Annotated in this window: 20 protein-coding genes; 9 read left to right on the plus strand and 11 right to left on the minus strand. The window is 33.4% G+C overall.

Annotated elements, in window-relative coordinates; translation table 11 throughout:
* Positions 1–7: 7 nt before the first annotated feature.
* The 3 genes from O4O04_RS17340 to O4O04_RS17350 are packed head-to-tail and all read right to left on the minus strand — an operon-like array spanning position 8 to position 4,210.
* Positions 8–1,162 (minus strand): LSm family protein, encoded by a 1,155-nt coding sequence (locus tag O4O04_RS17340; protein WP_272533040.1) that lies wholly within the window; start codon positions 1,160–1,162, stop codon positions 8–10.
* Positions 1,159–2,685: a tetratricopeptide repeat protein gene (locus O4O04_RS17345; RefSeq protein WP_272533041.1), complete on the minus strand. Its 1,527-nt coding sequence runs from the start codon at positions 2,683–2,685 to the stop codon at positions 1,159–1,161. The genes O4O04_RS17340 and O4O04_RS17345 overlap by 4 nt, the downstream gene beginning before the upstream one ends.
* The gene (locus tag O4O04_RS17350; RefSeq protein ID WP_272533042.1) at positions 2,675–4,210 is read right to left on the minus strand and encodes a SpoIIE family protein phosphatase; all 1,536 of its coding nucleotides are present in this window, start codon (positions 4,208–4,210) and stop codon (positions 2,675–2,677) included. Before O4O04_RS17350 ends, O4O04_RS17345 begins: the two co-directional genes overlap by 11 nt.
* 370 nt (positions 4,211–4,580) lie before the next feature.
* Between O4O04_RS17350 and O4O04_RS17355 the strand changes: the two genes are divergently transcribed.
* Positions 4,581–5,633, plus strand: coding sequence for a helix-turn-helix transcriptional regulator (locus O4O04_RS17355; protein ID WP_272533043.1), 1,053 nt, complete (start codon positions 4,581–4,583; stop codon positions 5,631–5,633).
* 30 nt (positions 5,634–5,663) lie between these two features.
* Here O4O04_RS17355 and O4O04_RS17360 read toward each other — a convergent pair whose 3' ends face one another.
* On the minus strand, positions 5,664–5,993 hold the full coding sequence (locus O4O04_RS17360; RefSeq protein WP_272533044.1) for an STAS domain-containing protein: 330 nt from the start codon (positions 5,991–5,993) through the stop codon (positions 5,664–5,666).
* 19 nt (positions 5,994–6,012) lie between these two features.
* Positions 6,013–7,803 carry a putative bifunctional diguanylate cyclase/phosphodiesterase gene (locus O4O04_RS17365; RefSeq protein ID WP_272533046.1) on the minus strand — a complete coding sequence of 597 codons (1,791 nt, stop codon included), beginning with the start codon at positions 7,801–7,803 and terminating at the stop codon, positions 6,013–6,015.
* Positions 7,804–8,053: 250 nt separating this feature from the next.
* Here O4O04_RS17365 and O4O04_RS17370 point away from each other — a divergent pair, with 250 nt between their 5' ends.
* Positions 8,054–9,010: an MBL fold metallo-hydrolase gene (locus tag O4O04_RS17370; protein WP_272533047.1), complete on the plus strand. Its 957-nt coding sequence runs from the start codon at positions 8,054–8,056 to the stop codon at positions 9,008–9,010.
* 58 nt (positions 9,011–9,068) lie between these two features.
* Here O4O04_RS17370 and O4O04_RS17375 read toward each other — a convergent pair whose 3' ends face one another.
* From O4O04_RS17375 to O4O04_RS17385, 3 genes are all read right to left on the minus strand, one after another.
* Positions 9,069–9,830 carry a helix-turn-helix transcriptional regulator gene (locus O4O04_RS17375; protein WP_272533048.1) on the minus strand — a complete coding sequence of 254 codons (762 nt, stop codon included), beginning with the start codon at positions 9,828–9,830 and terminating at the stop codon, positions 9,069–9,071.
* 99 nt (positions 9,831–9,929) lie between these two features.
* Positions 9,930–10,289 carry a DoxX family protein gene (locus O4O04_RS17380; RefSeq protein WP_272533049.1) on the minus strand — a complete coding sequence of 120 codons (360 nt, stop codon included), beginning with the start codon at positions 10,287–10,289 and terminating at the stop codon, positions 9,930–9,932.
* Between the two features lie 59 nt (positions 10,290–10,348).
* On the minus strand, positions 10,349–10,828 hold the full coding sequence (locus tag O4O04_RS17385; protein WP_272536140.1) for a MarR family winged helix-turn-helix transcriptional regulator: 480 nt from the start codon (positions 10,826–10,828) through the stop codon (positions 10,349–10,351).
* A 91-nt stretch (positions 10,829–10,919) separates the two neighbouring features.
* Here O4O04_RS17385 and O4O04_RS17390 point away from each other — a divergent pair, with 91 nt between their 5' ends.
* The 3 genes from O4O04_RS17390 (at position 10,920) to O4O04_RS17400 (ending at position 13,042) form a co-directional block, all read left to right on the plus strand.
* A complete protein-coding gene (locus O4O04_RS17390; protein WP_272533050.1) occupies positions 10,920–11,579 on the plus strand; it encodes a DUF6989 domain-containing protein in 660 nt (219 codons plus the stop codon).
* Positions 11,580–11,600: 21 nt separating this feature from the next.
* Entirely contained in the window at positions 11,601–12,647 is a 1,047-nt protein-coding gene (gene mltG, locus O4O04_RS17395) for an endolytic transglycosylase MltG (protein ID WP_442915909.1), read from the plus strand.
* A 125-nt stretch (positions 12,648–12,772) separates the two neighbouring features.
* Complete coding sequence (locus O4O04_RS17400; protein WP_272533051.1) at positions 12,773–13,042, plus strand: hypothetical protein; 270 nt, start codon at positions 12,773–12,775, stop codon at positions 13,040–13,042.
* 86 nt (positions 13,043–13,128) lie between these two features.
* Here the strand turns inward: O4O04_RS17400 and O4O04_RS17405 are convergent, their stop codons facing one another.
* Positions 13,129–15,339 carry a hypothetical protein gene (locus O4O04_RS17405; protein WP_272533053.1) on the minus strand — a complete coding sequence of 737 codons (2,211 nt, stop codon included), beginning with the start codon at positions 15,337–15,339 and terminating at the stop codon, positions 13,129–13,131.
* 155 nt (positions 15,340–15,494) lie between these two features.
* On the minus strand, positions 15,495–16,304 hold the full coding sequence (locus O4O04_RS17410) for a hypothetical protein (RefSeq protein WP_272533054.1): 810 nt from the start codon (positions 16,302–16,304) through the stop codon (positions 15,495–15,497).
* 355 nt (positions 16,305–16,659) lie between these two features.
* On the opposite strand from O4O04_RS17410, the gene O4O04_RS17415 reads away from it, so the two are divergent.
* Entirely contained in the window at positions 16,660–18,819 is a 2,160-nt protein-coding gene (locus tag O4O04_RS17415) for a PAS domain S-box protein (protein ID WP_336297486.1), read from the plus strand.
* Between the two features lie 5 nt (positions 18,820–18,824).
* On the opposite strand, the gene O4O04_RS17420 is transcribed toward O4O04_RS17415, so the two are convergent.
* Positions 18,825–19,784 (minus strand): hypothetical protein, encoded by a 960-nt coding sequence (locus tag O4O04_RS17420; RefSeq protein ID WP_272533057.1) that lies wholly within the window; start codon positions 19,782–19,784, stop codon positions 18,825–18,827.
* Positions 19,785–20,034: 250 nt separating this feature from the next.
* Here O4O04_RS17420 and O4O04_RS17425 point away from each other — a divergent pair, with 250 nt between their 5' ends.
* The 3 genes from O4O04_RS17425 to O4O04_RS17435 all read left to right on the plus strand — a co-directional run bounded on the left by O4O04_RS17425 (position 20,035) and on the right by O4O04_RS17435 (position 23,938).
* On the plus strand, positions 20,035–21,522 hold the full coding sequence (locus O4O04_RS17425) for a RecQ family ATP-dependent DNA helicase (RefSeq protein ID WP_272536142.1): 1,488 nt from the start codon (positions 20,035–20,037) through the stop codon (positions 21,520–21,522).
* 63 nt (positions 21,523–21,585) lie between these two features.
* Positions 21,586–22,782 carry an MFS transporter gene (locus O4O04_RS17430; RefSeq protein ID WP_272533058.1) on the plus strand — a complete coding sequence of 399 codons (1,197 nt, stop codon included), beginning with the start codon at positions 21,586–21,588 and terminating at the stop codon, positions 22,780–22,782.
* Complete coding sequence (locus O4O04_RS17435; protein ID WP_272533059.1) at positions 22,769–23,938, plus strand: PilZ domain-containing protein; 1,170 nt, start codon at positions 22,769–22,771, stop codon at positions 23,936–23,938. Before O4O04_RS17430 ends, O4O04_RS17435 begins: the two co-directional genes overlap by 14 nt.
* The last annotated feature ends 62 nt before the right edge of the window (positions 23,939–24,000 follow it).

The raw sequence follows: 24,000 nt of genomic DNA on the forward strand, positions 1-24,000 counted from the left end.
CAGACCTCTAAAACCTTATTGTTAAAAACAGTTCATAAGTATTAAAATCATTCAAGGTTCGTAAAAATCCTGAACTTGAAGGATTCAAATGAAAACCAAAACCAAATTGTAAATTTGCATCATATTTATAATTATAAACATAGTGAAAATTAAAAACGTAGATTGTGGCAAGTCCTAAAAATAATAAATTACTTTTTCGTTTATGTTCTTCAAATTTCGAGTAGTCCGAATAATCTAACAGAATAAAATTATCACCTACACGAACAGGTATTATGTTAGATTGCTGTTTTTTTAGCTCAATGCGTGAGCTAGAATACTCTAAAACAATACCTGCAATGGTTAGGGACAGTATTCCTAAATACGTATATCGATCCCATGAATCTCGATTTTTGAATTGGTTCAAGCCAGGCAGCAGATAATCATAAATATCTGTACTGGAATCATGACTATCAACTGCATGATTACTCATTGATATACCCGTATTACTCTTGTTTGTGTATATCAAACTTTTCATTTCACTGATGCCAATTTCTCTTTCGAGGTTTTCTGTTATTTCAATTAGGATCTTATCTTCATAAATTTGAATCAATTCTCCTTGAATCTTCTGACCTGATCTCATTAAAACTTCCAACTTAATACCTTCAGAAATGCAATTTTTCATTGGATGCTTTTTATCTACTTCAATTTCTATAAAATGCAAAGCTTCTAAGCTTAGGCTAATCGACTTATATGGGTCTAATTGAGAAGCAATAACAATTCTATCTTTACTCCATCGAATCAATATGTAACCACATTTTGTTTCTATGGAAGACCAAGATTTATAACATAATGAATATCCCCGGAAAGCAAGTTGGACAGAAGATATTTTTTCAGATTCTATTCTTAAATATTTTCCAAAATTGTTCCCTTCCCCATCCGAATTTACATCGTCAATTGAATAATCATTATTATCGATATTATAATTATCTAATTCACTTTTTACATTAATGATAAGATAATTGTCATTTTTTTCGATAATCTCACCTTCAATAGTAGCACCCGACTTAAAAGCAATTCTATCTGAATAAATACTTTTAGGGAAAACAAAAATAAAAACTGATAAACTAATAACTAGAAATGAATCAACACAATCCTGTAAATTCTTGAAACTATAGTTTTTCATTTTATTCTAATTGATTGGATTGATTCCTGATCTAATTTCTGCTCAGTTCCGTTTTGGTTAAACTTTGCAATTCCACTGAAGAATTTAATCGATTTAGCAGCAAATTTTTGATTGGAAATGGTTGTGATTTCAATAATTCTATTTTTATCAAAATTCACTTTTTGCAATTCTATAGACTCAAGTAGATCTATAGGAAATACAATCGGATACTTCGTTGTTAGTATTTTAAAATTATCCAATTCTCGAACCAAAGAATAGCCATTGTAGCTTCTTTGATCTATCAGCAGAATCTGAAATAAAACTTGCTCGGCTCCATTCCTATTAGTGTTTAGGAGTAGCGGTTTAGTAGAACTTTTGATAAATTTCTTTTTATTTACATTCGGTAACAAGAAGCTCTCGTTTTCTTGAGAAATCGAACTTTGCAGATTTTCAATCGATTGAATGATATTTTCGGCATTTTCTTTTGTGATGGAATTGTTGATTCGTAAGTAATTAAGATTATTCAAAAGTAAAGACTCTTTCTTCAATGCCACACAACTCTTAATATTGTTTACCATTCTCTCATCAGATAATTTAATAGCGACTGATTCGGCTATTCTAGTTAATGTTCTTCCGCCAGAATAGAAATTGCCCATAATAAGCAATCTCCTGTTGGACTTCTTCGCTATTGGCAAATTATCAGTTCTTTCTATAAGTTTTAAGTAAGCCTTGATCGCCTCATGGTCTTCGCCAGTTTTTTCGAATGAACGAGCTTGCATGAAGGCTTCCTCATCATTCAAATCGTTTCTATTTTTTAATTCTTCTAATACTTGAGAGTAGAGTCCAGATTCATAAAGAGATTTTACTTTTTCCTCGTGATTAAGCAACTTCGAGTTGATTCGATAAGATTCCAGATGCTTCTCTTTAAGGATACTATTTAGAATCAAGGCATTATCGGAAAAATGAGTTCCTGGATTATTTTCCAAAATATATTCTAATTTCTCCATAGCCTTCGTGAGTCGACCCATCATCGCATAACAGTATGCATTATGAAGCAAGATAAATGATTGATCATCTTTCCTTAATTTAATAGATTCTTTCTCAAGTATATCATAGTGCTTTGCTGCCGATTTAAATTTTTGATCTTTCTCTAATTGAAATGCATATTGCAAATGCATAATCAGCCATCTATCCACCTCAATATCTAAAAATTTTTTGAAAGAAAGAAATCGAATTATATTTACCAAACCCATACCAATCCATTCTGTTCTATTCAAAAATGTAGAACTATCGGTAAACTCTTCGTTTAGAATCAATGAGTCTAGGATAGTATTTCGAATCTCATTGTCGAAATTATCTGAATCAAACAGTAGTTCCTTGTATCTTTTTCTGAGTGCCTGAGAAGAAAATTCATAGTTCATCATTTGAGAATGGGTAAGTTCTGTTCTCATCTCGAACAACTTTATGCTAATAATTGACTTCGAAATCATGAGAAATAATAAAACTACAATTATAGATCCAATGATAATTTGCCTATTGGACATTGGCTGGAATCTCCAAAATGATAAATGTTACATCATCGGTCTGAACATTTATAAATTCGTTATAATCTTTCTGTATAAGATTAGAAATCTCTTCATTTGAACTTGCAATATTATTCATAAAAATTTCCTGAAGCCTTTCCGAACCATACATCTTTCCGTTTTTATCCGTCGATTCAATCAAACCATCAGTATACAAAAGAAGTTTGTCTCCAGAATTCACTGACATAATCGTAGTTTCTGTGAAGGATGATTTTGACATCCCCAATAGATTTCGATTAGGTGTAAGATCGTAAAGTTTAGATTCATTCTTACTGTACAAAATTGGCGGGTTGTGAGCCGCATTTACGAAAGTTATCCTACGATAATCTTCAATAAGAATACATACTCCCGAAGCCATAAAGTATGAATCAAATACATCCAGTAGTATTTTGGACAAATGATCCATAATGTCCTTAGGTTCGTGTGTTTTGTCAATGATCGCATTCAGAGACATTTGTATTGCGATTGTGACAAGTCCAGCTGAGATACCATGACCAGTTGCATCAGCGATAAAAATGATCTGGGTCTTATCATTGATTCGAAAAAAATTATAAATATCTCCATTCACTTCACGCATTGCTCTATAGTGAATAGCAGGGGAGTACTCTTGAATTAATGAATGTACTGGAAGAGTCATAGCCTGAACCTGCTTGCCTATCGACAATTCTTTGTAGATATCTCGATTGATTTGAAGAATTTTCTTAACTGAATCTTCAATATTTTCTGCCATTCTATTAAAGTTCATTCCCAATCGATCCAATTCATCTACATTGGATTCATCCCAACTAACTCTAGTTTCAAGTCTTCCGCTCGCCATCATTTGACTTGCATAACTAAGTATATCCATCCTTTTAAAAAATTTACGATATACATAATAACCGAAAGCAGTATGAAAAATCAATCCCCAACCGATTGCCATAAATATTTGAATGTACAAAAGAATTAGGCGGTCTTGAATCATTTTAACACTCAATTGTGCATACAAATACGATTCGTGAATCTCTGCTTTCTCAATTGGAAATAAAAATTGTACAACAAAATTATCCTTGTCCAATTCAAAATGATACCTTGAGCGCATATAGATCACCTTGGAATTCAAGTCTGAAATTCTGTCTTTGAGATTTGAAGGTAGAATTAAATGGCTGGATAAATCATCTGGATGAACATAAATTGAATTTCCATTTGAATCGAGAATGGCAAACTGATCAACACCATTCGAACGCAGAATTGCATTGATATTTCGGTAAAGCTCTTTTTTATCTTTTACTTCCCCAACATTTTCTAATTCTATAGATAAGGAATTCAGTAACTTATCTGATTGAAAAGAGAAATTATTGACAATGAGATCCATCTGGTTCTCAAAAATCATAACAGAAAAATAGATTGTGTTGACCGTCGCAAGAAGAAGGTAGAGTAAACCTATCTTAATCTGTAGGCTATTTGAATTTTTTATTTTTTTAAAAAAAGATATAAATCGAAACTGCAAATTTATGATTCCTGGAATTAGTTCACAATCCTTAACAATGAATGTAAAAATTACCTTTACTAATAAGATTATATTGCCAATTAAATTTATAGGTATTGCGCTAAGCCATTCAAAAACTTTTATCAATTGATTTTAGAAAAAAATTGTTGAATAGTAAATTTTTACTTAAATATATTTAGCAGATATATCACTGTTAATGCTCCATTGGTATGCCTGAATACTCCCATAAGATGTATTTTTTGATTCTCAGCACACTATCATTCGTTTATTGAAAAAAAATCTAAAGTGAATTAATTTTGTAATAAAAAGTAATGAAATATTTTTGCTTTTTTCATTAGTATGATATTATAAATTAATTTTAGGAAATAATATGTATTTTTTTGAAGCAGGAACAGACTTAAATCAGGAATATTATAAAGATAGCATATCCACAATTAAATCCTTTTTATACGAACTGACCTATAAAGATGATTTCAACGCGAAAGATTTTTTCTTTCATGAGATGAGTCGCCTCGAATCCAAACTTTCCCAACCGGAACCATTTGAGAGATTTACTTGGCATCTTCAAATAATGGAAGGGCTCGAAGTGTATTTTTTTGACTCGAATCGTACCCAAAATTTCACAATAGAGAAAGATCTATTGAATTATTCTCATACTTTTCACTATACGATCAACGGAACTATTTTGATGAAGTCTAGCAAGGATAAAGCAGATCTCTTGATCAATCCAAGTAACATTTATTACGTTTCGTATCCTGTACAAACTACTTTAGATTTCCAAGAAAATCAAAATGCAATTTCTATGATTGTGAATTTTGATCCAAATGTTTTATTGAATTTCCTTGATAAAAGTATATTTTCTAAAGAACAAATAGATAGCTTTCTTGCAAAATTTGCAGAGATCGATGACGGAATTCTTGTAGATACTAAGCATATCAATCAGACAATTATTTCTATTCTTAGCCAAATTCAGAGAATGCCATTTGACAAGAAGCATCGTAGAGAATTTATTCAATTAAAATTTCTCGAAGTTATATGGGTGAGTTTTTGGCAATGGAGTAATGAACCAAATAAAGATAAAAAACTTTTACGCTTGTCGAAGCGCGATTATGAAAAGCTACACAAAGCAAAAGAAATTCTTCTAACAAAGATGGACAATCCACCACCATTGAGTGAATTAGCAAAGCTGACTGGACTTAATGAATACAAGCTAAAAGTCGGTTTCAAAAAAGTCTTTGGAGTTCCACCTTATTCATTTCTTCAAGACCATAAACTTGAAGTTGCAAAAATGTTACTGGAATCAGGCAATAAATCGGTTACAGAAGTTGCTATAACAATCGGATATTCTAATTTTAGTAAATTTAGTTCAGCGTTTAAAAAGAAATTCGGTAACAATCCAAGTAAAATACTTTCTAGAAAATAACCGACTCAAATAGCCAATATGAAACAGTTGCTATCCAGGCAACTGTTCATAGTTCTCAAGAATATTGAACTGCACATTCAGACCAGATAACTTTAGAGCAGCGAGAATACTCGCATTGATTTGAATCAAATACAGAATTAAGTCCTTGGCCTCCAAAGTTTTTTGAAGCTTATGCAGAGCAACGATTCCAGACGAATCAAGATATGGAGTTTCTTTTAAATCTATAACCAAATTCTTTTTTTCATTTCGTTCAACAGATTGTTCTAAATCATTTTTGGTTTGTTCGGCATTGTACAATGTAATAGCCTCGGAAATTTTTGCAATTACGTAATTATCTTTCGTTGAGAACTCGATTTTCATTCTTTTGTTTTCTACCTTTTTATTTTATCATTCTTTTTAATTTGTAAATATTTTTCTCAGGCATCGGTCTGCTAATCAGAAATCCTTGCATGAGATCAAAACCTATATCTTTCAAGATCTTGAAATTTTGTTGAATCTCAATACCTTCCACTACAACTTTAAAATTCATTCTACTGCCAAGTAATTGAATAATTTTTAAAATTTCGATTACCTTCTTTTCTTTCATTCCAACAATGAACGACCTATCCACTTTCAATGCATGAATTGGAAAACGATTGAGTAAACTAAGCGAACTATAACCAGTTCCAAAGTCATCCAGAAATATCTTGATTCCGAGTTGAGACAATTCATGGATTTTGTTCAAGCTCGAGGTGATGTCAGTAAAAGGCGTACTTTCTGTAATCTCAATATGCAGTTTAGACGGACTCACAGAATATTTGGTTAGAGCCACTTGAATCAAATCTCGAATATCTTGATTGTAAAATTGAATCGGAGAAATATTGACACTTACTTCGCAATCTATTGAATTCTTATTAAAATTGTGCAATACCTGCACAGCACGATCTATAACAAACTCTCCTAATTTTAAAATCTGACCTGATGATTCCGCAATATAAATAAATTCTAGAGGCGGTAAATATCCTAGTCTAGGATGGTTCCATCGAATTAAGCTTTCAAAACTGATAATTTTCTTTTGTTGAGCTGAATAAATAGGTTGGAAATGCAATTCCAATTCTTGATTCTTTAAAGCAAAGTGCAAATCATTCTCTAAAGAATGATTGTTAAGCTTTCTCTTATACATTTCATTTCGAAATATATTGTATCCATTTCCTCCCCTTTTTCTTACTTCCATCAGAGCTATCTCTGCATCTCGAACCACCTCTTCGACTATGGTATATTTTCGATTGAGAAAGCTAACTCCCGCACTCAAAGTAAGATAAACCGAGGACGATCCAGAAAATTCTAAAGTAAACCTTAATTTGTCAATTAGATTCTCCAAGCGATCATTTAAACTCTTCTCAGTTAAGAGCCCGCGGATCACAAGTCCAAATTCATCTCCCTCTAATCTGGAACAAAATAAATTGGGATCTATTGCCATCTCTGAGAGTAACTTGTCTGCAAATTCAATAAGTATTCGATTCCCTTCCTCGATCCCTTTTAATTCATTGATCAAAGAAAATCTATCTATATCAATCAGAATGACAGCGATCTCTGAATTGATATCCCTGCCGTGACTGAATCGATTTAGTTCTTCTTTAATAAAAGAATAGAATTGATGTCGATTGGGAATTTTGGTCAAAATATCTTGACTCAGATAACCTCTTTCTTTTTCGGAAATACTTTGATAATCTCGAGATCTTGAAAGCTCTGCTGGCTCCAGAAAATTTTCAACTTCAAAATTTCTATCGCTAATCTCATTCAATACCAATAATATACTTCCATCTTGTCTAAAATATATGGAAAGTAAAATAGGCTGTGTTCCAGAATTTGATTTTTTCTTATGAATAAGATGAGTCTTGAAGCCTTGCATCTTATCAAAGCCTGAGGTTTCCATAGAAGAAGGAAATTCTAGGCCGCATTGAGTCAAAACTGCACTCCAACTTTTACCGACAATGGACTCATGAATATTGATCTGCATAATATCATAAAAACTTCTGTTAACGTTAATAATAATTCCGTAAGAATCCAATAAACATAGTCCATTGTATGAAATATAAAAAGCATGAATCTGTTCGGATGAAAAAATATTCTTCTTCGAATTCTCAAGAAGGAATTCTGCAATAGTATCATTTGTATTAGAAAAAAGCATAAATGAATAATCCTCGAGGTTAGAACGATATGAGGATGGAATGAGATCCCAAGCTACTAGAACCAAGTCTATCATCTTATTTAGAAAAGAATCTACTCCTACCAGGAATTAATATGCGAATGAAGCAGATTTTTTAATTTTAGATAGGGACCTTGCAGATAAAAAGTCCGAATTCTGGAAAACAATGTCTCTGAATCGGAAGACAGATTCTAAATTTTAGTTTATTCTATGAGATAAAAGGAGACAAATTATGCTTGAAAATTTCAAAAAATTAAGCCTGCTCGGACTGATCGGATTCACGATTTTAACTACTGCTAATTGCAGCAAAAAAGGAACTATGTTTACATTCAAAACAGATGCTAACGGATTTGATACAAAAAATTATTACTATGATAATGGATCTGCGGCGGTTGCTTTCGATACTCAGTTTACTCCTAGTTATGCGAAGCAAAGCATTGAAGCCTTCCAATCCCAATCCAAAACTCCTATTCTTTATGTAGTTATCACACATCCGAATCCTGACAAATTCAATGGGATATCTGAATATAGAAAACTTGGTGCCAAAATCATTGCGAGTGAAAAAACAGCACAATCTATGAAAGAGGTACATGAATACAAAAAGTATTTCTGGGTAAAAATTGCAAAAGCTTTCACAGAAGAAAATTATCCAAAACTAGAACCGATCGATATAACTTTCAATGATAAATATGAAATAGATCTAGGTAGTGGAGACAAAGTAAATCTGATAGAGTTAGGATCGGCTGGTGTAAGTTCAAACCAAACAGTTGCTTATATTCCAACTACAGATAGCTATGTCGTTGGTGACCTTATTCACCCTAATGCTCATGCTTGGCTGGAAGGTGGAATTGTAGGTGGGAATGCGAAACCCGATATAAATTCTTGGATTCAATCATTGACTAAGTTGCAAGAAATTGCAGATTCTAAATCAAAAGTTTTAGCTGGTCGTGGAAAAGAATCGACAATAGGCTCCGCGATTCCAGAACAAATAGCTTATCTGAAAGCTGCGGATTCTATAACAAAAGATTATATCGAAACACTGGGTTCTAAAAAATCTGAGCTAAAGTCCGATAAGGCTCAAAGCCACTATGACAAGTTACAAGAATTGATATCTGAAAAGTTTCCAACCTATGAGTTAAAATACATGATTGGGTACGGAATATACGGTCTTGTAAATTCAAAGATTTAGAAATGGGATTCTGAAGAAATTCAGAGTATCAATCTAATTACAAGGTTAGCTCGCAATTCTAACCTTGTATCAATCGAAATTTCTTAGGTGGGACTCCGACCAATTCCTCAAAATTTGAATAGAACGACGAAATTGATTCATATCCGCAATCTTCAGAGATTTCAACAATCGATCGATCTGTTGTAGCAAGTAAGATACATGCCGTTTGAATTCTTTTTATTTTAAGATATTGACTTGGACTTATTTTCAGTGCTTGTGTAAAAAGTCGATGAATCTGCCGCGAAGAATAAGGCAATGTTCCTGTCAGACTTGATAAAACAGTTTTTTCTTGATATTTTTTTTCTATGTGATCAATGAAGGGTTTTACTTTAGAATCTTTAGTTAACGGAAGTTCAAGTCCTGGCATTGAATTTTTTTCAACTTCGACCTCGATCAACTCTGTTGCCAAGTCTATCATTTTAGTTTTAATATCCTTATCCTTTTTTATACGACTTGACTCAAGAATTAACTCTCTAAACAGATTAGATGAATTGAATATTTTTATATTAGAAATATTCGCATTCAAATTTTTACTATCTGATATATAAATAGAAGCAAATTCTACATCATCACCTAAAGAGATAACTCTATGTAGAATCGATTTAGGAATAAATGCGGATAGATTGCCATGCAAAGGCTTTTTACTACAATCATCCTCAAGAACAATTAAACCTTTTTTGACTAACAGAATTTGATTGAGATTGTGTTTGTGGAATCCAGAGTCTTGAGACTTGATATAAGTCTTACCAATTAACGCATATTTGGATCTAGTAGGAATCATCTTCTAGAATTTTCTGCTCACCCAATGAAATCAAATCTCTTGTACAAATAGATAATTCAGTTTATTGATGTATAAACAATTGGATTTCAAATGAAAAAATCAATGAGTATATATCCAAGCCCAATAGATCAGAACAAACTGCATAGGCAGTCTCAAAACAAGACTCCACTTCGGAATCTTCATCCGAGCTTTATCAGAAACGAGTTGATAAATATTTGCTGGAAAAACTGCAATCAAGAGAAGTATAATTCCCCAAGCTGCATAGATTCGGGTCATCTCAGGAATCAGTCCAATCGCAAGAACGATTTCTGCGACTCCGCTTATATAGACAATTGCCTTATGATATGGAAGAAAGGCTGGAACAATTCGCAGAAAAAATTTAGTATGCGTAAAATGTGTAACACCAGCTGTGAAATAAAAAATTGACATCACATACATTAAGATTGTTGTTAATTCCATCCTAAACCCCTTTCGTTATAAATTGTCTGAACATAATTAAATCTTTTGCTATGGTAATATCATTCATGAGCTTTAATGCATTCAGGACTATTTGTGATCGAAAGTCCTAATTTCTTACAGATCTTACCAAGTGTGTCCATTTCTTGAACAGAAAGAACGGAAAATTCTGATGTGATCGCAGTTACATGATGAGGTAGAAAACGACTTATGAGTTCATGTCCTTCCTCAGTAAGCGTTATAGATATATATCTTCGATCTTCAAAAGTTCGATTCCGAAGAACTAGTTTTCTTTTTTCTAAATTGTCGATAACAAGAGTTATATTCCCTGTCGACTTTAAAATTTTCATACCTAATTCTTTCTGGCATAGCGGCCCTAAGTGATATAAAGCTTCCATGATTCCGAATTGTGATTCAGTAAGATTGAATTCCTGCATACTATGATTCAATTTTGCAGATAATGACTCGCTTGCTCTTTTTAATTTAATGAATGCGTTGAGGGATTGAATCTCTCTCTTGGTTCCTTTGAATTTAGTTCCCATCAAGATTAGTTTAAGATCAAACCATTTTATAGCAAGCAAAAATCCCTGTTTTCGGACTTTACAGCCTTTTTGTGGTATAGAGATTTAGCCCATGTCTCGAGAAATAAAAATTTTTATCGTTTATCTTATTAGTTTTTCAATTCTCTGTGGTTTGGTTCTATTTGCACCAAATGACGTTCCTACTGGATTCAGAATGTTCTTTCTCGTAGTCGTTTTCATTATCTCAACACCTCTTCTGATCAAATATGCAAATATTTATTCATGGCGATTTCTTTTTGGATTCAGCCTTTTGGTCAGCATATTTCAAGTTTTACCTGATTGGTTTTTATCCCAAGTCCTCGGAGTTTTGATTTTTCCTGATGATGGATTCCCCAAGATTGGAACTGTATCTGCTTATATGGCAGGTCTATGGACGATTCCACTTTTTATTTCGGTAGTTAGCGCACAATATGTCCATGAAAAGCTTGGAGGCAATCTCCATATAATTACAGGATTTATAGCTCTCGCGATTTTTTGGATCTCGGAAGAGACAATGCATATGATTCCAGTTTGGATCGCAAAGGATGTTGAATTGATTGGAAGTGCAGCTATTTATGTTCTACCGGCTGAATTTATGCTCGGAGTATTTTTCAGTTATATATTGCAGCAGGCAAAATTTGCGAAATTTACATCGAGAGTTGTTCTGGCTTTTAGTGTATCGATTTTCTATACAGGTGCGCTATCATTCTTTTATCTTATGATCCAGGGATAAATTTTCGTTTACAATGGGATTATGGGTAAAAAAATAAAATCAGTGAATATTCTTCAAACTAAATTATTTCGATATCTGATCGTTGGATTTATTGTCATTGTATTGGGAGTGATTTCTAGTCTTGCGATTATCGATGAGATGAAGGGTGGAGCGGTAGGAGACGGACAAGTCAAGTACGATCTAATCATCGATCCGGGAATGAGCTCTTCTAAGGTAACCCAAGAATTGAGTACAAACGGTTTGATCAAATCATCTGTCTATTTCAAGTATCTATTGCGGTTTACAAGAAGTGAATCGAAAATTAAATCGGGAGTTTACGAAATCAATGATGGAATGACCTCGCGCAAGATCTTGCAGGTTCTCGTAGATGGCAAAGTCAAATTGGTTCATTTCACAATTCCCGAAGGATACAACAATCGCCAGATTGGAGATATCCTAGTTAAGAAAAATTTGGTCAAAACAAGACAAGAGTTCCTTCTTGCAGCTCAAGACAAAAAGTTATTAGATAAGTATAAGATTCCGGGCAACAGTCTAGAAGGATATTTGTTTCCTGAGACTTATTCGGTTCCTATCAATTTTCCTTTAGATCGTATTCTTGAAATGATGATTCGAAGATTCTATGTTAAATTAGAAAAAATTGAAGAATCAAAAAATTTGAGTCCTGCAGATCTTCATACCAAAGTTATTCTAGCATCCATTGTAGAGAGAGAAGCTGTTCGACCGAATGAACGACCGATGATGGCTGGCGTTTTTGAAACTCGAATCGACAAAGACATGCCACTGGAAAGCTGTGCAACAGTTCAATATCTTTTTGACAAACCCAAGAAAAGACTTTTTGAAAAGGACATTAAGATTGATAGTCCTTACAATACCTATATCAATCCTGGCTGGCCGCCTGGTCCGATTTCCAATCCAGGATTTCCCGCATTGGAAGCGGCTTTTAGACCACAGAAATCGAATAAATTATTCTTCTTATTGAAGCCAGATGGTTCCCATTATTTCTCGGAGACTTTCAAAGAGCATCTTGAAGCTAAGAAAAAATACATAGACGTGCTATATAAAAACTGATTGAAATATTTGAATACAAGCGAAGTATAAATGCAATCTGAATCTATCAATTGCATTCCAATTCAAGTATATTCAAATACTAAAGATTGCCAATAATCTCAATTTTTACAGAATAGGAGAAATTCATGCAAGCTTCAAATGACGAAAATATAATCAATCTGAACGTGACTATCGGAACCATTTCTAAAGAATTATTAGATGTACAGAAAGCACTCGATGAGTATAGAAAGAATCAAGATAGAATTGATGAGAAGGCTCTAGATTTTGTAACAAAAGCTGAGTTGGTGATCGAACGAGCAGAACAAGGAACTCTAGCACTAACCGAAGACCAAAAACGAAAAATTAAGAGTAATCTAATGAAAATTCTTCAGAAGATGAAAGGCAATTCTAACTAAACATATCGCCTTAGTAAATTTGTTTATCTTTTAAATTTACTGGAAAACATTCAAGAAACTGGAAATCGTTTGATGAATAGATTACTCTAGAGTAATTTCTTCAATTGTTGACTGAGAGCTTGAAATTCTGGATTCCGCGAAGTAGAATTGTCCAAATAATCAATTGAGTTGTTTATCCAATCTATATCAGATTCAAGTTCCTTACGGATAAAAACATGTCTGATATCATTTAAAGCTCGAATTTCTATATATCTTCGCTGCTTATCATAAAACATCATATCACTTACTTTAGTAAGAGTGTACTGTGAAGATCGCATAGCGGAGACTACATCATCAAGCCATATTATACCCCGATTGCTTCGATCAACAAAGTCAATGGCTTTCTGCACTGCGGTCGGAATTGAAATCTCTCTTTCTTTCGGGCCGCCATAAACACCAACAGATTTCTTCTGTGCGACAGTTTCATTGGATTTATCTGATTTTGGATTTCGATTGTATGTTTTATCTTTTGATCCATTGGATGAGTTGTCATCACTTCGATCATCATCACGCCTTGCAGATACTGATGCTGCAATTCCAAACAGCGATAATAGCCATTCTAAGAATCTTTTGATAAGTCCTTTGGCTTCATTCTCCTTTCGGATTCTCTCTTCCTCTTGATCTTTCTCCCATTCAGAAATGGATTTAGACAACTTCAGTTGTTCTTGAACCAAACGAACTCGATCTGGGTGATTGAGGGGAACCTCTGCAAGAAATTCATAGATTCCATTTTTTATTCCAGACTCGCGAGCCATGGAATGCAATAAGTTTCGCTTTTTACGATTCTCAATAAAACCGTTTGGAAGATTTTCTCGAAAAAGAAGTTGAATTCCATAGATCCCATGATTTGCTCTTCTCTCCAATTTATAAATCAGTTCGGGATTGGTCTTACAGCGATCCAAAAATTTTGAAAAAAGTGTCTTCTTTTCTATGCCTAGAATTTCTTGAAGAGTCAAGTCAACATTGAATTCATCATAGCGAATTAGTACAGGCTCAAATTTCATATTCAAAGATTTTAAATTTTCTTTCAAAATAAATTCGATCAAATATTCGTTTCTTGCCTCAGACAGAGTTGTCGATTTCTGTATGATTGAACGAAAAATTGTAAGAAAAGTCTCAGCACCATCCCAACCACCACTGGATGAAAATGAAGGATGCTTCTCCAGTTCTTCTAAGTATGAAGGGAAATTATTCGCAGAATTTCTATCTATGGATTGGTTCTGCTCTGGTGGAAGTATATCGATCAAAATATTTCTAGCGATCAAGCCAAATAGATCAACGATCGTTTCTAATTCGGATCGAACGGGTTTCGGTGCATGTGAATCCGTCTCTGTTGATGCGAGTTCATGGATAGCAGTTCTTATAAAACTGAAGTAAGGTGCTGCTTCTACTAATATAGATAGACCACCTCGAGCTTGTATTACTTTATGAGCAGGTTCCTTAACTTCCATAGAGGAAAATGTCTCAATATAAGGTTCGCCTGATCTTTTACCAAGAATATTGAGTATTCCAACAAATAATTCAGGAAATAATTTGAATCGAGATTCAAGGAAGCTTTCAAAAGATAGATTATCAATTTTTTTTATTATCGCGGGAAGCTGCTTTGGATTGTTCACATCCATAACTGTTCCCGATTCAGAAATAAAATATTGATTCATAATCCAATGACTTAAGTCATTCGATTTAATCCGGTCTGCAATGATTTGATCTCGTTTGGAAATATGCATTATAAGAGACAGAGCACTTGCTCTCATACAAGCTATTTTGACCTTTTTTATCATATCAGCTTTGAGACCGACAGGTCGTATCACAACATTGCGGAGAATTAAATCTTGGATCTCGTCTGAATAGTCAATATATTGAAATCTTACGATTGCTTTTTTCGATGCAAGGATGTCTAGCGTCTCGTTATTGAGATAAACCAACTCTTCTGCTTTAGAGAGTGCATAGACAGCACCATTGAATAGGAAAAAATTCTCTACACCCTTCTCAATTTTGATAATGTCTTTCATGACATTGGGATTGTATTGGAGAATCAGAGTTTTGAGTTCTGGCTCTGTTACTAAATCTTCATCTGTAAATTGGTTTCCATCATTGAATGTGGCAAAATTTTTCGATGAGGATGATTCATTCGCATCCTCTGAACCAGTTTTTGTAGAATCAGGAAAATGTGATTCTTGAGAATCTTCATTTGCTAGAGAATTGGTTTGGGTGTCTCGTTGCAATTGTTCGGACGCGGGTTCTTCAGAAGGAATCATTCTATCAGGTCTCTATTGATAAAAATCGGATAGATTCGCCCACAATCAACAAACTATTTACCTAATTTACTAACTCTTATGCAAATAGTTCGTATAAGGATTCAGATCAATGAAAATGAATCCTTATATTAGATTAGCTATCCATTCTTACTTTATCAATTGATATACTTAGAACAGTTTATGGAAGTGATGGAATCTAAAGTGAATGGTAACTCGATCGTCCTTGAAGATCCAGAATCGCAAATTTTTCCTGGATCTAAGCTATCACTTGCAGCTCCTGCATCATAAGCCGTATTCAATGTGATTCGAATTCTAGAATTGACAATTTCTAAAAATTGAGGACTGGTCGTATTGGTTCGACCGTCATTCAACCTTGCGCCCAAATAAGTTGCATTTACAATGGCTCCCGTCTCTAAGTTCAATCGTGCAAGATAAATTACTTTCGGTCCACCACCTCGGCCATAACTATTCTGAACGGCATTTGCTGTTGTGCGAAAATCTGCGTTACCACCATCTGTTGTGAATGCTACAAATAATTCATTATTTGAATATAGAATTCGCTCACCACGAGTATCGGCAGCTGACCTATCATAGTAATAGCACCAAATGGGACTTCCACCTTCCAATCTTTGAACGAATGCATCCTGATTGTTGCTCGTAACTTGTGCATATCCCGTTCTAAAACTGGTATCCCCAGATGCCAAAGAATTTACAGTGCCACCGGGAGAAACCGGTTGTAGATTTGCACAAGAAGTCACCCCACCCGCTGTGCTGCCACCCCCAGAAGCCGCAGCCGCCAAAAGGATCAATAGATTCCTTTCATCTTCTTCCCGCTGCTCCTCATCCTTCGTTCCAGCGATATCACCTAATATTGGTACATCATTGAGAACAGAACACTCAGTAACCAAACTGAAAATGACTATTAAATAAGCAAAATTCTTAAAAATACGATTGCTAATACACATAAAAACTCCCACCATATTCTTGTAATATGCTAAATTCATGCAAATTTGAAAACCTTTTTTTTGATAAAGTATGGTCACTACTAAGTTAGGAATTCATTTTCGAATCAGTTTTGTTTACAGAACAATTTCTAGAATGATCTAGGATTATTGATGAATTGGTGGTCTTCAAAATGACATAGTTTACTACAAAACAAGACGGAGAGTTTTTTCTGGAATTGAAGATATTCCTATTCCATTTCAGCGACTTTCGAAATTACAATTATTCTAAATTTTGAATTGACTTTTTTAATTAAAATAATATCCTCAAATATCTATTTATACTCCTTATCCGTATAAGTAAAACGGTTGATTGACAATGATTTCATCAGAAGAAAAAACCATTCTATTAGTTGAAGATGAAGCCATTCTTGCAATGATGCAAAAAGGCCAATTGGAAAAGGAAGGGTACAAAGTGTACCATGCCCTGAATGGAGAGAAAGCTTTATCAATTATTACAAGTGGTGATCCGAATTTTGATCTAATTCTTATGGATATTGATTTGGGTAAAGGATTAGATGGAACGCAAACTGCCGTTGAAATTCTAAAAAATCATCTAATTCCCATCGTTTTTCTCTCCTCTCATACCGAAAAAGAAGTAGTCCAAAAAACCGAAACCATCACTTCCTATGGTTATGTTGTCAAAAACTCCGGCATTACGGTGCTAGATGCATCAATCAAAATGGCTTTTAAGCTTTTTGAAGCAAACGAAATTACTAAAAGCAAAAAAGAACACCTAGAGATTGTTTTGCGTTCTATTGGGGATGCTGTGATTGCTACGGACAAAGAAAGCAAAGTTATGCATATGAATGTGGTTGCAGAAATACTGACTGGTTGGAAATTTTCTGAAGTTCAGGGTAGAAAGTTAAATGAATTTTTCATAATAACGGATTCAGAAACCGGACGTCCAATATTGAATCCTGTTGATAAAGTATTGGAGACCGATCAAGTCGTAGGACTTGCTAATCATACAATCCTTACTGCTAAGAATGGAAGTAATTTTCAAATCGCGGACTCTGGCTCGCCAATCAAAGATCTAAAAGGAAATACGCAAGGCGTTGTATTGGTATTTCGTGATGTTACGCAAGAGTATTTAGTTCAATCAAAAATCGCAGAGCAAGCTGAGATGTTGGACAATGTCGCAGATGCAATCATCGCAAAGGATAAAAATTTTGTTATAAAATTTTGGAACAAGGCAGCAGAAAAAATATACGGATGGAAATCCGAAGAAGTAATTGGTAAAGTTGTCACGGACGTTCTAGAATCGGAATATATTGGAACAAACCGGAATCAAGTGATAGAAAATCTCATGAATGACGGAAGATACTCTGCAGACATTATTCAAAAGCGAAAAGATGGAACATTGATCAATATCGAAACCAACGCGATCAAACAAAATGATCGAAATGGAAATTTCATTGGAATAATTAGCGTTAATCGAGATGTTACAGAAAAAATGCATAACCTTCAGGCTCTAAAAGATTCTGAAATGCGATTGATAGAAACGATTGAATCAGCTATGGATGCAATCATCAGCATTGATAAAAACAAAGAAATAATACTATTCAATGAAGCAGCCGAACGTATGTTTGGTCATAAATCTGCAGATATTTTCGGTAAAAAATTGGACTTACTCATTCCAATGGATTTTCGAAACCAACATGATACCCATATAGATACTTTTGCAAAGACTGGAACCAGTCGAAGGGCAATGGGTGAACTTGGCCAGATCAAAGGTCTGCGTGCTAATGGGGAGCAATTTCCAATTGAAGCTTCGATATCTCAGATCAATTTGAATGGTGAAAAGATATTCACGGTAATTCTTCGAGATGTTACGATTCGAAATACCTCAGAGAATAAGATCAAAAAGCTTTTATCGGAGAAAGACAATTTTCTAAAAGAAATTCACCATCGCGTTAAGAATAATATGAATGTTATTTTTACATTGCTTACTCTACAGTCTGATTCTCAGAGTGATCCGGCTGTCAAATCACTACTCAATGATGCAGCCGGAAGAGTCAAAAGTATGATTGTATTGTATGATAAACTCTACGAGTCGGACTCAAATAATACAGTTTCCATTCATGAATACTTTCCTTCCCTATTTCAAGAAATATTAAGTATTTTTCCAAATTCTATTAAGTTAGATCTCAACATCGATAAATCAATCGTCTTGAATGCACGCCTGCTTTCTTCGATTGGAATCATTATCAACGAGTTAATTACAAACTCAATTAAGCATGGATTCAAACCAAATCAAGAATCAAAAATTTATTTTTCAGTTAGCCAGACAAACGACAAAGTCCTCATCACATATCGAGACAATGGTGTTGGAATTCCAGAACAAAATTCTATGGATAAAGCAAAAGGTTTTGGACTTCAGCTCATTTCTATGCTAGTTGAGCAAATCAATGGAAGCATTCGTTATGAGAATAGCGACGGTGCCAATTTCTTTATTGAATTTACATTAGAAAGATGATTGTTCTAGCGCATCTCAAAAGCTCTAAATAATTCCATCAATGCTTTTTCCGAAGGAACTGCGATTCCTAAAGATGCTATATCGAACGAAGGCGACACTGAAATTATATAACCAATCTCAGTTATTTCAATTGCAGAAACATTAAAATCTGACAAAGCTTTTTTATACAATTCAGCTCTACTCTTATCGAATAAAGTAATGAATTCGGACTTAGAATAAATTCCTGGTTTTCTTGAACTAAAAGAATCCGTTATAACACAGAAATAGAAAATCCATTCAATAAAATCAAATCTTTGGTAGATCCTATCTGGTTCAGCCATCGTTCCACTTTTATAATCTGCTGAACTAACCTCCTCCCTTTTTATTCGAACAGTAAAACTCCGACCAGGTGAACCGACAACTGCTTCTTTATAATGTTCAAATTTATCATTATAAAGTTCGCTACTAGTCAACATAGAATTGAGCCGAGAATCTTCCTCTAGACTTGGCTTTGGGAAAATTTCGACAATCTTTATTAGAGCTTCCATAAAACGTTTCGTATTTTCTGTTCTCATTTTTTTAGCTGAATACAACCAGTAAAAATAGAATATTAGAGCAAAGAAACTAACACTAAATATTGTACCACCCAGGATGTCATTATTGTAAATTGCACCATTCAAAATCCAAGTTATCCATAAGCCTGTTATGAATCCTCGAACAAGAAGCCAGAAACATTGAGAGCCAAATTCAAATCTAAATTGTAAATTTTTCTTTCTGATACTACGTATTATATAGAATTTTAAAGGAAATGTGATTAAAAACATTATAAGCAATATCCAAGTAAATGGATGCTGCCAGAAATGAGCAGCAATACCTTGCCCTTCTTCCGAATCTGTCAATATGTACGGAACTATAAATGCAAATAAGATAATAAAATTCAATACTGCAAAAACAACTCGACCTAGGACTATAATCATTTTATCCATCTTTATTTACTCACCTAACTATAATTATTTGCTAAATTGCAAAGTATAGTTATAATTAAGCACTATAGCAGAGACTTAGTCAATAATATTTTTTCTGATTTAAACACGAATCCATCAACATATATGCTCCAATTCAATATTCTGTGTGATAGTATTGAGATATTCAATTACGTAAGGCTTTCAAGTGCGAATTGACAAAAAAATCAACTATTACAGTGTTGAGATTGCTCCCATTTTTGGACAAAATCATTTGCAATCGCTAGAATCCGTCAAAAATTTATTCCAAATATCCGAATTTCGATCCAACCAAGAAGAAATCATAACACGTATTCTAGACCATAAACATTGTTTTGTAATCATGCCAACTGGTATGGGGAAATCTCTTTGTTATCAGATTCCAGCTTTAATTCTAGATGGAATGACTATTGTGATCTCGCCATTGATTGCGTTAATGTATGATCAAGTCAGTGCACTCAAAAAAATAACTCCCGATGTAACCTTTATCAATTCATCATTAAACAAAGAAGATAGAATTTATCGACTTGAAGGAGTCTCAAAAGGAAAATATAAAATACTCTATATCACACCTGAAAGATTTAGAAGTAAGTTTTTCCTAGATGTAATTAAAGGTCAAAAAATTTCCTTACTTGCAATCGATGAAGCTCATTGCATCAGTCAATGGGGTCATGATTTTAGACCGGACTATTCTCGAATTGCTGAGATTCGTTCTATCTTAGGAACACCCACGACCATTGCACTAACAGCAACAGCAACGAAACATGTACAAACTGATATCATTCATCAGCTCGGTTTTAATTCGCAAGATATCAAACTTTTCCATTCTGGAATTGCTCGACCCAATCTCTACCTGCATGTAGAGAAAAATGTAGATGAACCAATGAAATGGAAATCTATATTGGATTTGATTCGTGTAAATCAAGACTTAGAGGATTCACAGAATCCTCAAGAAAATCAGGTTAAAAATACTCACCCTTCTACTTTGATCTATTTCAATCTAATCGATAAATTAGAAAAATTTTCTGACTATTTATCTACGAATCGAATCGAACATTCCATCTATCATGGACGATTGGGTGCAAAAGATCGGAATCGAATACAGAAAAATTTCCTAGAAAACAAAACAGAAATCCTGCTAGCGACAAATGCATTTGGTATGGGTGTTGACAAACCGGATATTCGAAAAATCATTCATGCAGAATTGCCAATATCTATCGAATCCTATTATCAAGAAATTGGTAGAGCTGGGCGAGATGGATTGGATTCACATTGTTATCTTTTTTATGTTGAAAGTGATCTTGCTGTTCTCATGGATTTTATCGAGTGGCAAAATCCTGATTCCTATTTCATCAAAAAAGTGTACGATACATTTCGACATGCAGGGGAAAATCTCGCATCTTGGGACTATAAAGAAATTCAAGCAAAAGTAGTTTATCGAAATCGAGGAGATCATCGCTTACAGACAGTGCTGAATTTATTCGATCGGTTTGGAGTTACTTCGGGAGATGTTGAAAACCATAACTTAAAACTTATTGGTGAACTTCCTCATGAATTGACATCACAAGTTAAACTCGAAGATAAAAAAAAGAATTCGCTCAAAAGACTTTATGAAATGCTAATGTATACAAAATCTGAAAAATGTCGTAGGGATTTCCTTTACAATTATTTTGGTGAAGATTCAGTATTTTGTGGAAATTGCGACTATTGCAAATCGCTATAAAGAAAATAACATATAACTTTACTTTTTAGGTGGGTTATTCACCTTATAGCCAATTACCTTAAAATGTATTCAATAAATACTTTCAAAATACTTTTCCAGGCATTGATTTTTTCAATTAACTTGTCTGTTCTAACGCCACTAATAAAAGAAGTGTCATTAGCTTATAATATTGAATTAAATAGTGGACTATTAATTTTTGGTGGATTAAATAATCTGCTATTGTTCGGTTCTATGGCTGTAAGCTCTTTCTTATTTTCCTTTTATTCCGGAAAGGTTTCTGTTCGTATATGCAATTTACTTCTAATACTATTGAACTTTCTAATCTTTCTAAACATCAATATTTATATTTTTTTTATATCAAATTTTTTTATTGGATCTATAATTGGAGTTATAATTCCCACAATTTTTAGATTTCTAAAAGAGAATACTGATGAATCCATCGCCGTGCAATCGGTTGTTTTTCTAAATATTATGTTAGGGTTTGGAATTTTAATTGGTCAATTCATATCAGCGGTTCTCATAGATATGCTTTTTCCTTGGAATTCCGCTTTTCTAGTAATACTAGTATTATTTTTTGGAAATTATTTTATTTCTCATTCAATCGATAAAGTTTACAGGATTGATCTGAAAAACTCTTTAAAAAGAAATTTAGAGAACTTTTCCATTAATCGGGATACGTTTTTATTATTGATTCAATATCTACCAGGATCAATCCCCTGGGGAGCAATTACAGTTTTTATTTATCCTTTTTCATATGAAGTAAGAAAATCATCGAGTTCATTAGTTGTTTTATATATGACGATATTCTCTATTGGTATGCTGGTTGGTTCATTGATTGCTGGCTATATTGCCGACAGATTTAAAAACGCAAAAAGAAAGTCAATGCTTTGGGGAATTATACTTTTTTTACTTTTGAGTGTTTTCTACTTCGAATATTTTATTGCATTCTATTTTATTTTTTCAGAACTAACTTTAATTATATTATTATTTTTATTGGGTTTAATTCTTTCAGTTCCAGGTACGTATATTAAAGGACTACTCTTCCTGAATTCGAGTAAAGAAGACGTTCAAAAAATATTCTCTATAGAAAATTTTCTTGAATCGATAGGAAAAGGATTTGGACCACTGGTTGTTGGAGGATTGATTTATTCGAATTCCGATATAGCTTTCTCATTTAAAATTATTCCATTATTTTGGCTTCTATGCATCATTCCAGTTTCGATAATTTTCATTTCGGGAAACTCTTTTGAGAAAAGATAATAGCAGAATCAAAGTCAATTATAAATGCAAGATAATTGCTCAAAAAAAGCATATAAGCGGCGAAGTAGTATCTTTAAGTGATGGCGGTATTCGCATAAAACTTGATAAATTTAAATCTATGAATGGTCTCATACTTGACATCATAGTTCATTCCGAATTTGGAATGGTATTAACTTTGATTGGAAGTGTAATTAATCAATTAGATAATGAAATCGGAGTATCAATCTTGGGTCTGGATAAATCCAGTAAAATGAATCTAGATAAGATATTGAATCAGAAAATCCCCATATCATTAGATAGAGATGTTATAGTTGAACAAGATCAATGCAGAATTTTGGTTGTTGGTGCAGGAGGAGGTAAGATTCTTGCTCAACTAAAAATGCTTACCCAACTAGAAGATCATCTTGGTAAAAAATTATTGGATTGCTTTAACGTTTTAGTTGGAGTTTCTTCAGGCGGACTAATACTATCACTACTTTTAAAGTATCGAGAATTAAAAATCGTTTCTAATATATTAGAGAAACTTAAGACTCCGATCCTCTTCAATTTAATTCCATTTTATTCAATTTTAAATATGACTTTTTTGAAAAAGTTTATACATCAAGAATTCGATTGTATTTTACCTAATTCAGAACATATTTTATGTCTTCAATATAGAGATTATAAAACAGGAAATTATGAATCACTGTTATATCAAAAAAATAATTTTAATTTGGTAGATGCGCTTCATAAATCTATTTCCGTTCCAGTGATTTTTGGATTAACAAAAAATTATGCTGATGGGGCTGTAGGTTTTTTTGTAAATCCAACCGAAATTTTATTGCGACTATTAAGAATGCGAAGCCAACTATTAGAAAAGCAATCATCGGCATTGTATTTGGACGCAGGATTTGATCCTAAGTTTACAGAGAGTTACCAAGGCGATATTTTGAGCCAGCTATTTTGGACACTAAAAATGACACAAAGAGATTCGATTCTGATCTCTGTTGATAGAATTTTAAATGAATTTATAGAACTTAACATGAATAGTTACTTTTTTACATATTCTAAAAACTATGATCTATTTTTTGCAAATGACATTATAAAAGCTGAGGCAGAAATTTCCTCAAAACAAAAAGAATTCTCCGAATGGCTAGAAAAAAATTATGTAGTTTAGAAACAATTTCTTGAATTCAGAAATTTCGTTCCAAATAAACTGAAATTAGTAAATTGGAAAGA

The organism is Leptospira sp. GIMC2001, assembly GCF_028462125.1.
Classification (GTDB): domain Bacteria; phylum Spirochaetota; class Leptospiria; order Leptospirales; family Leptospiraceae.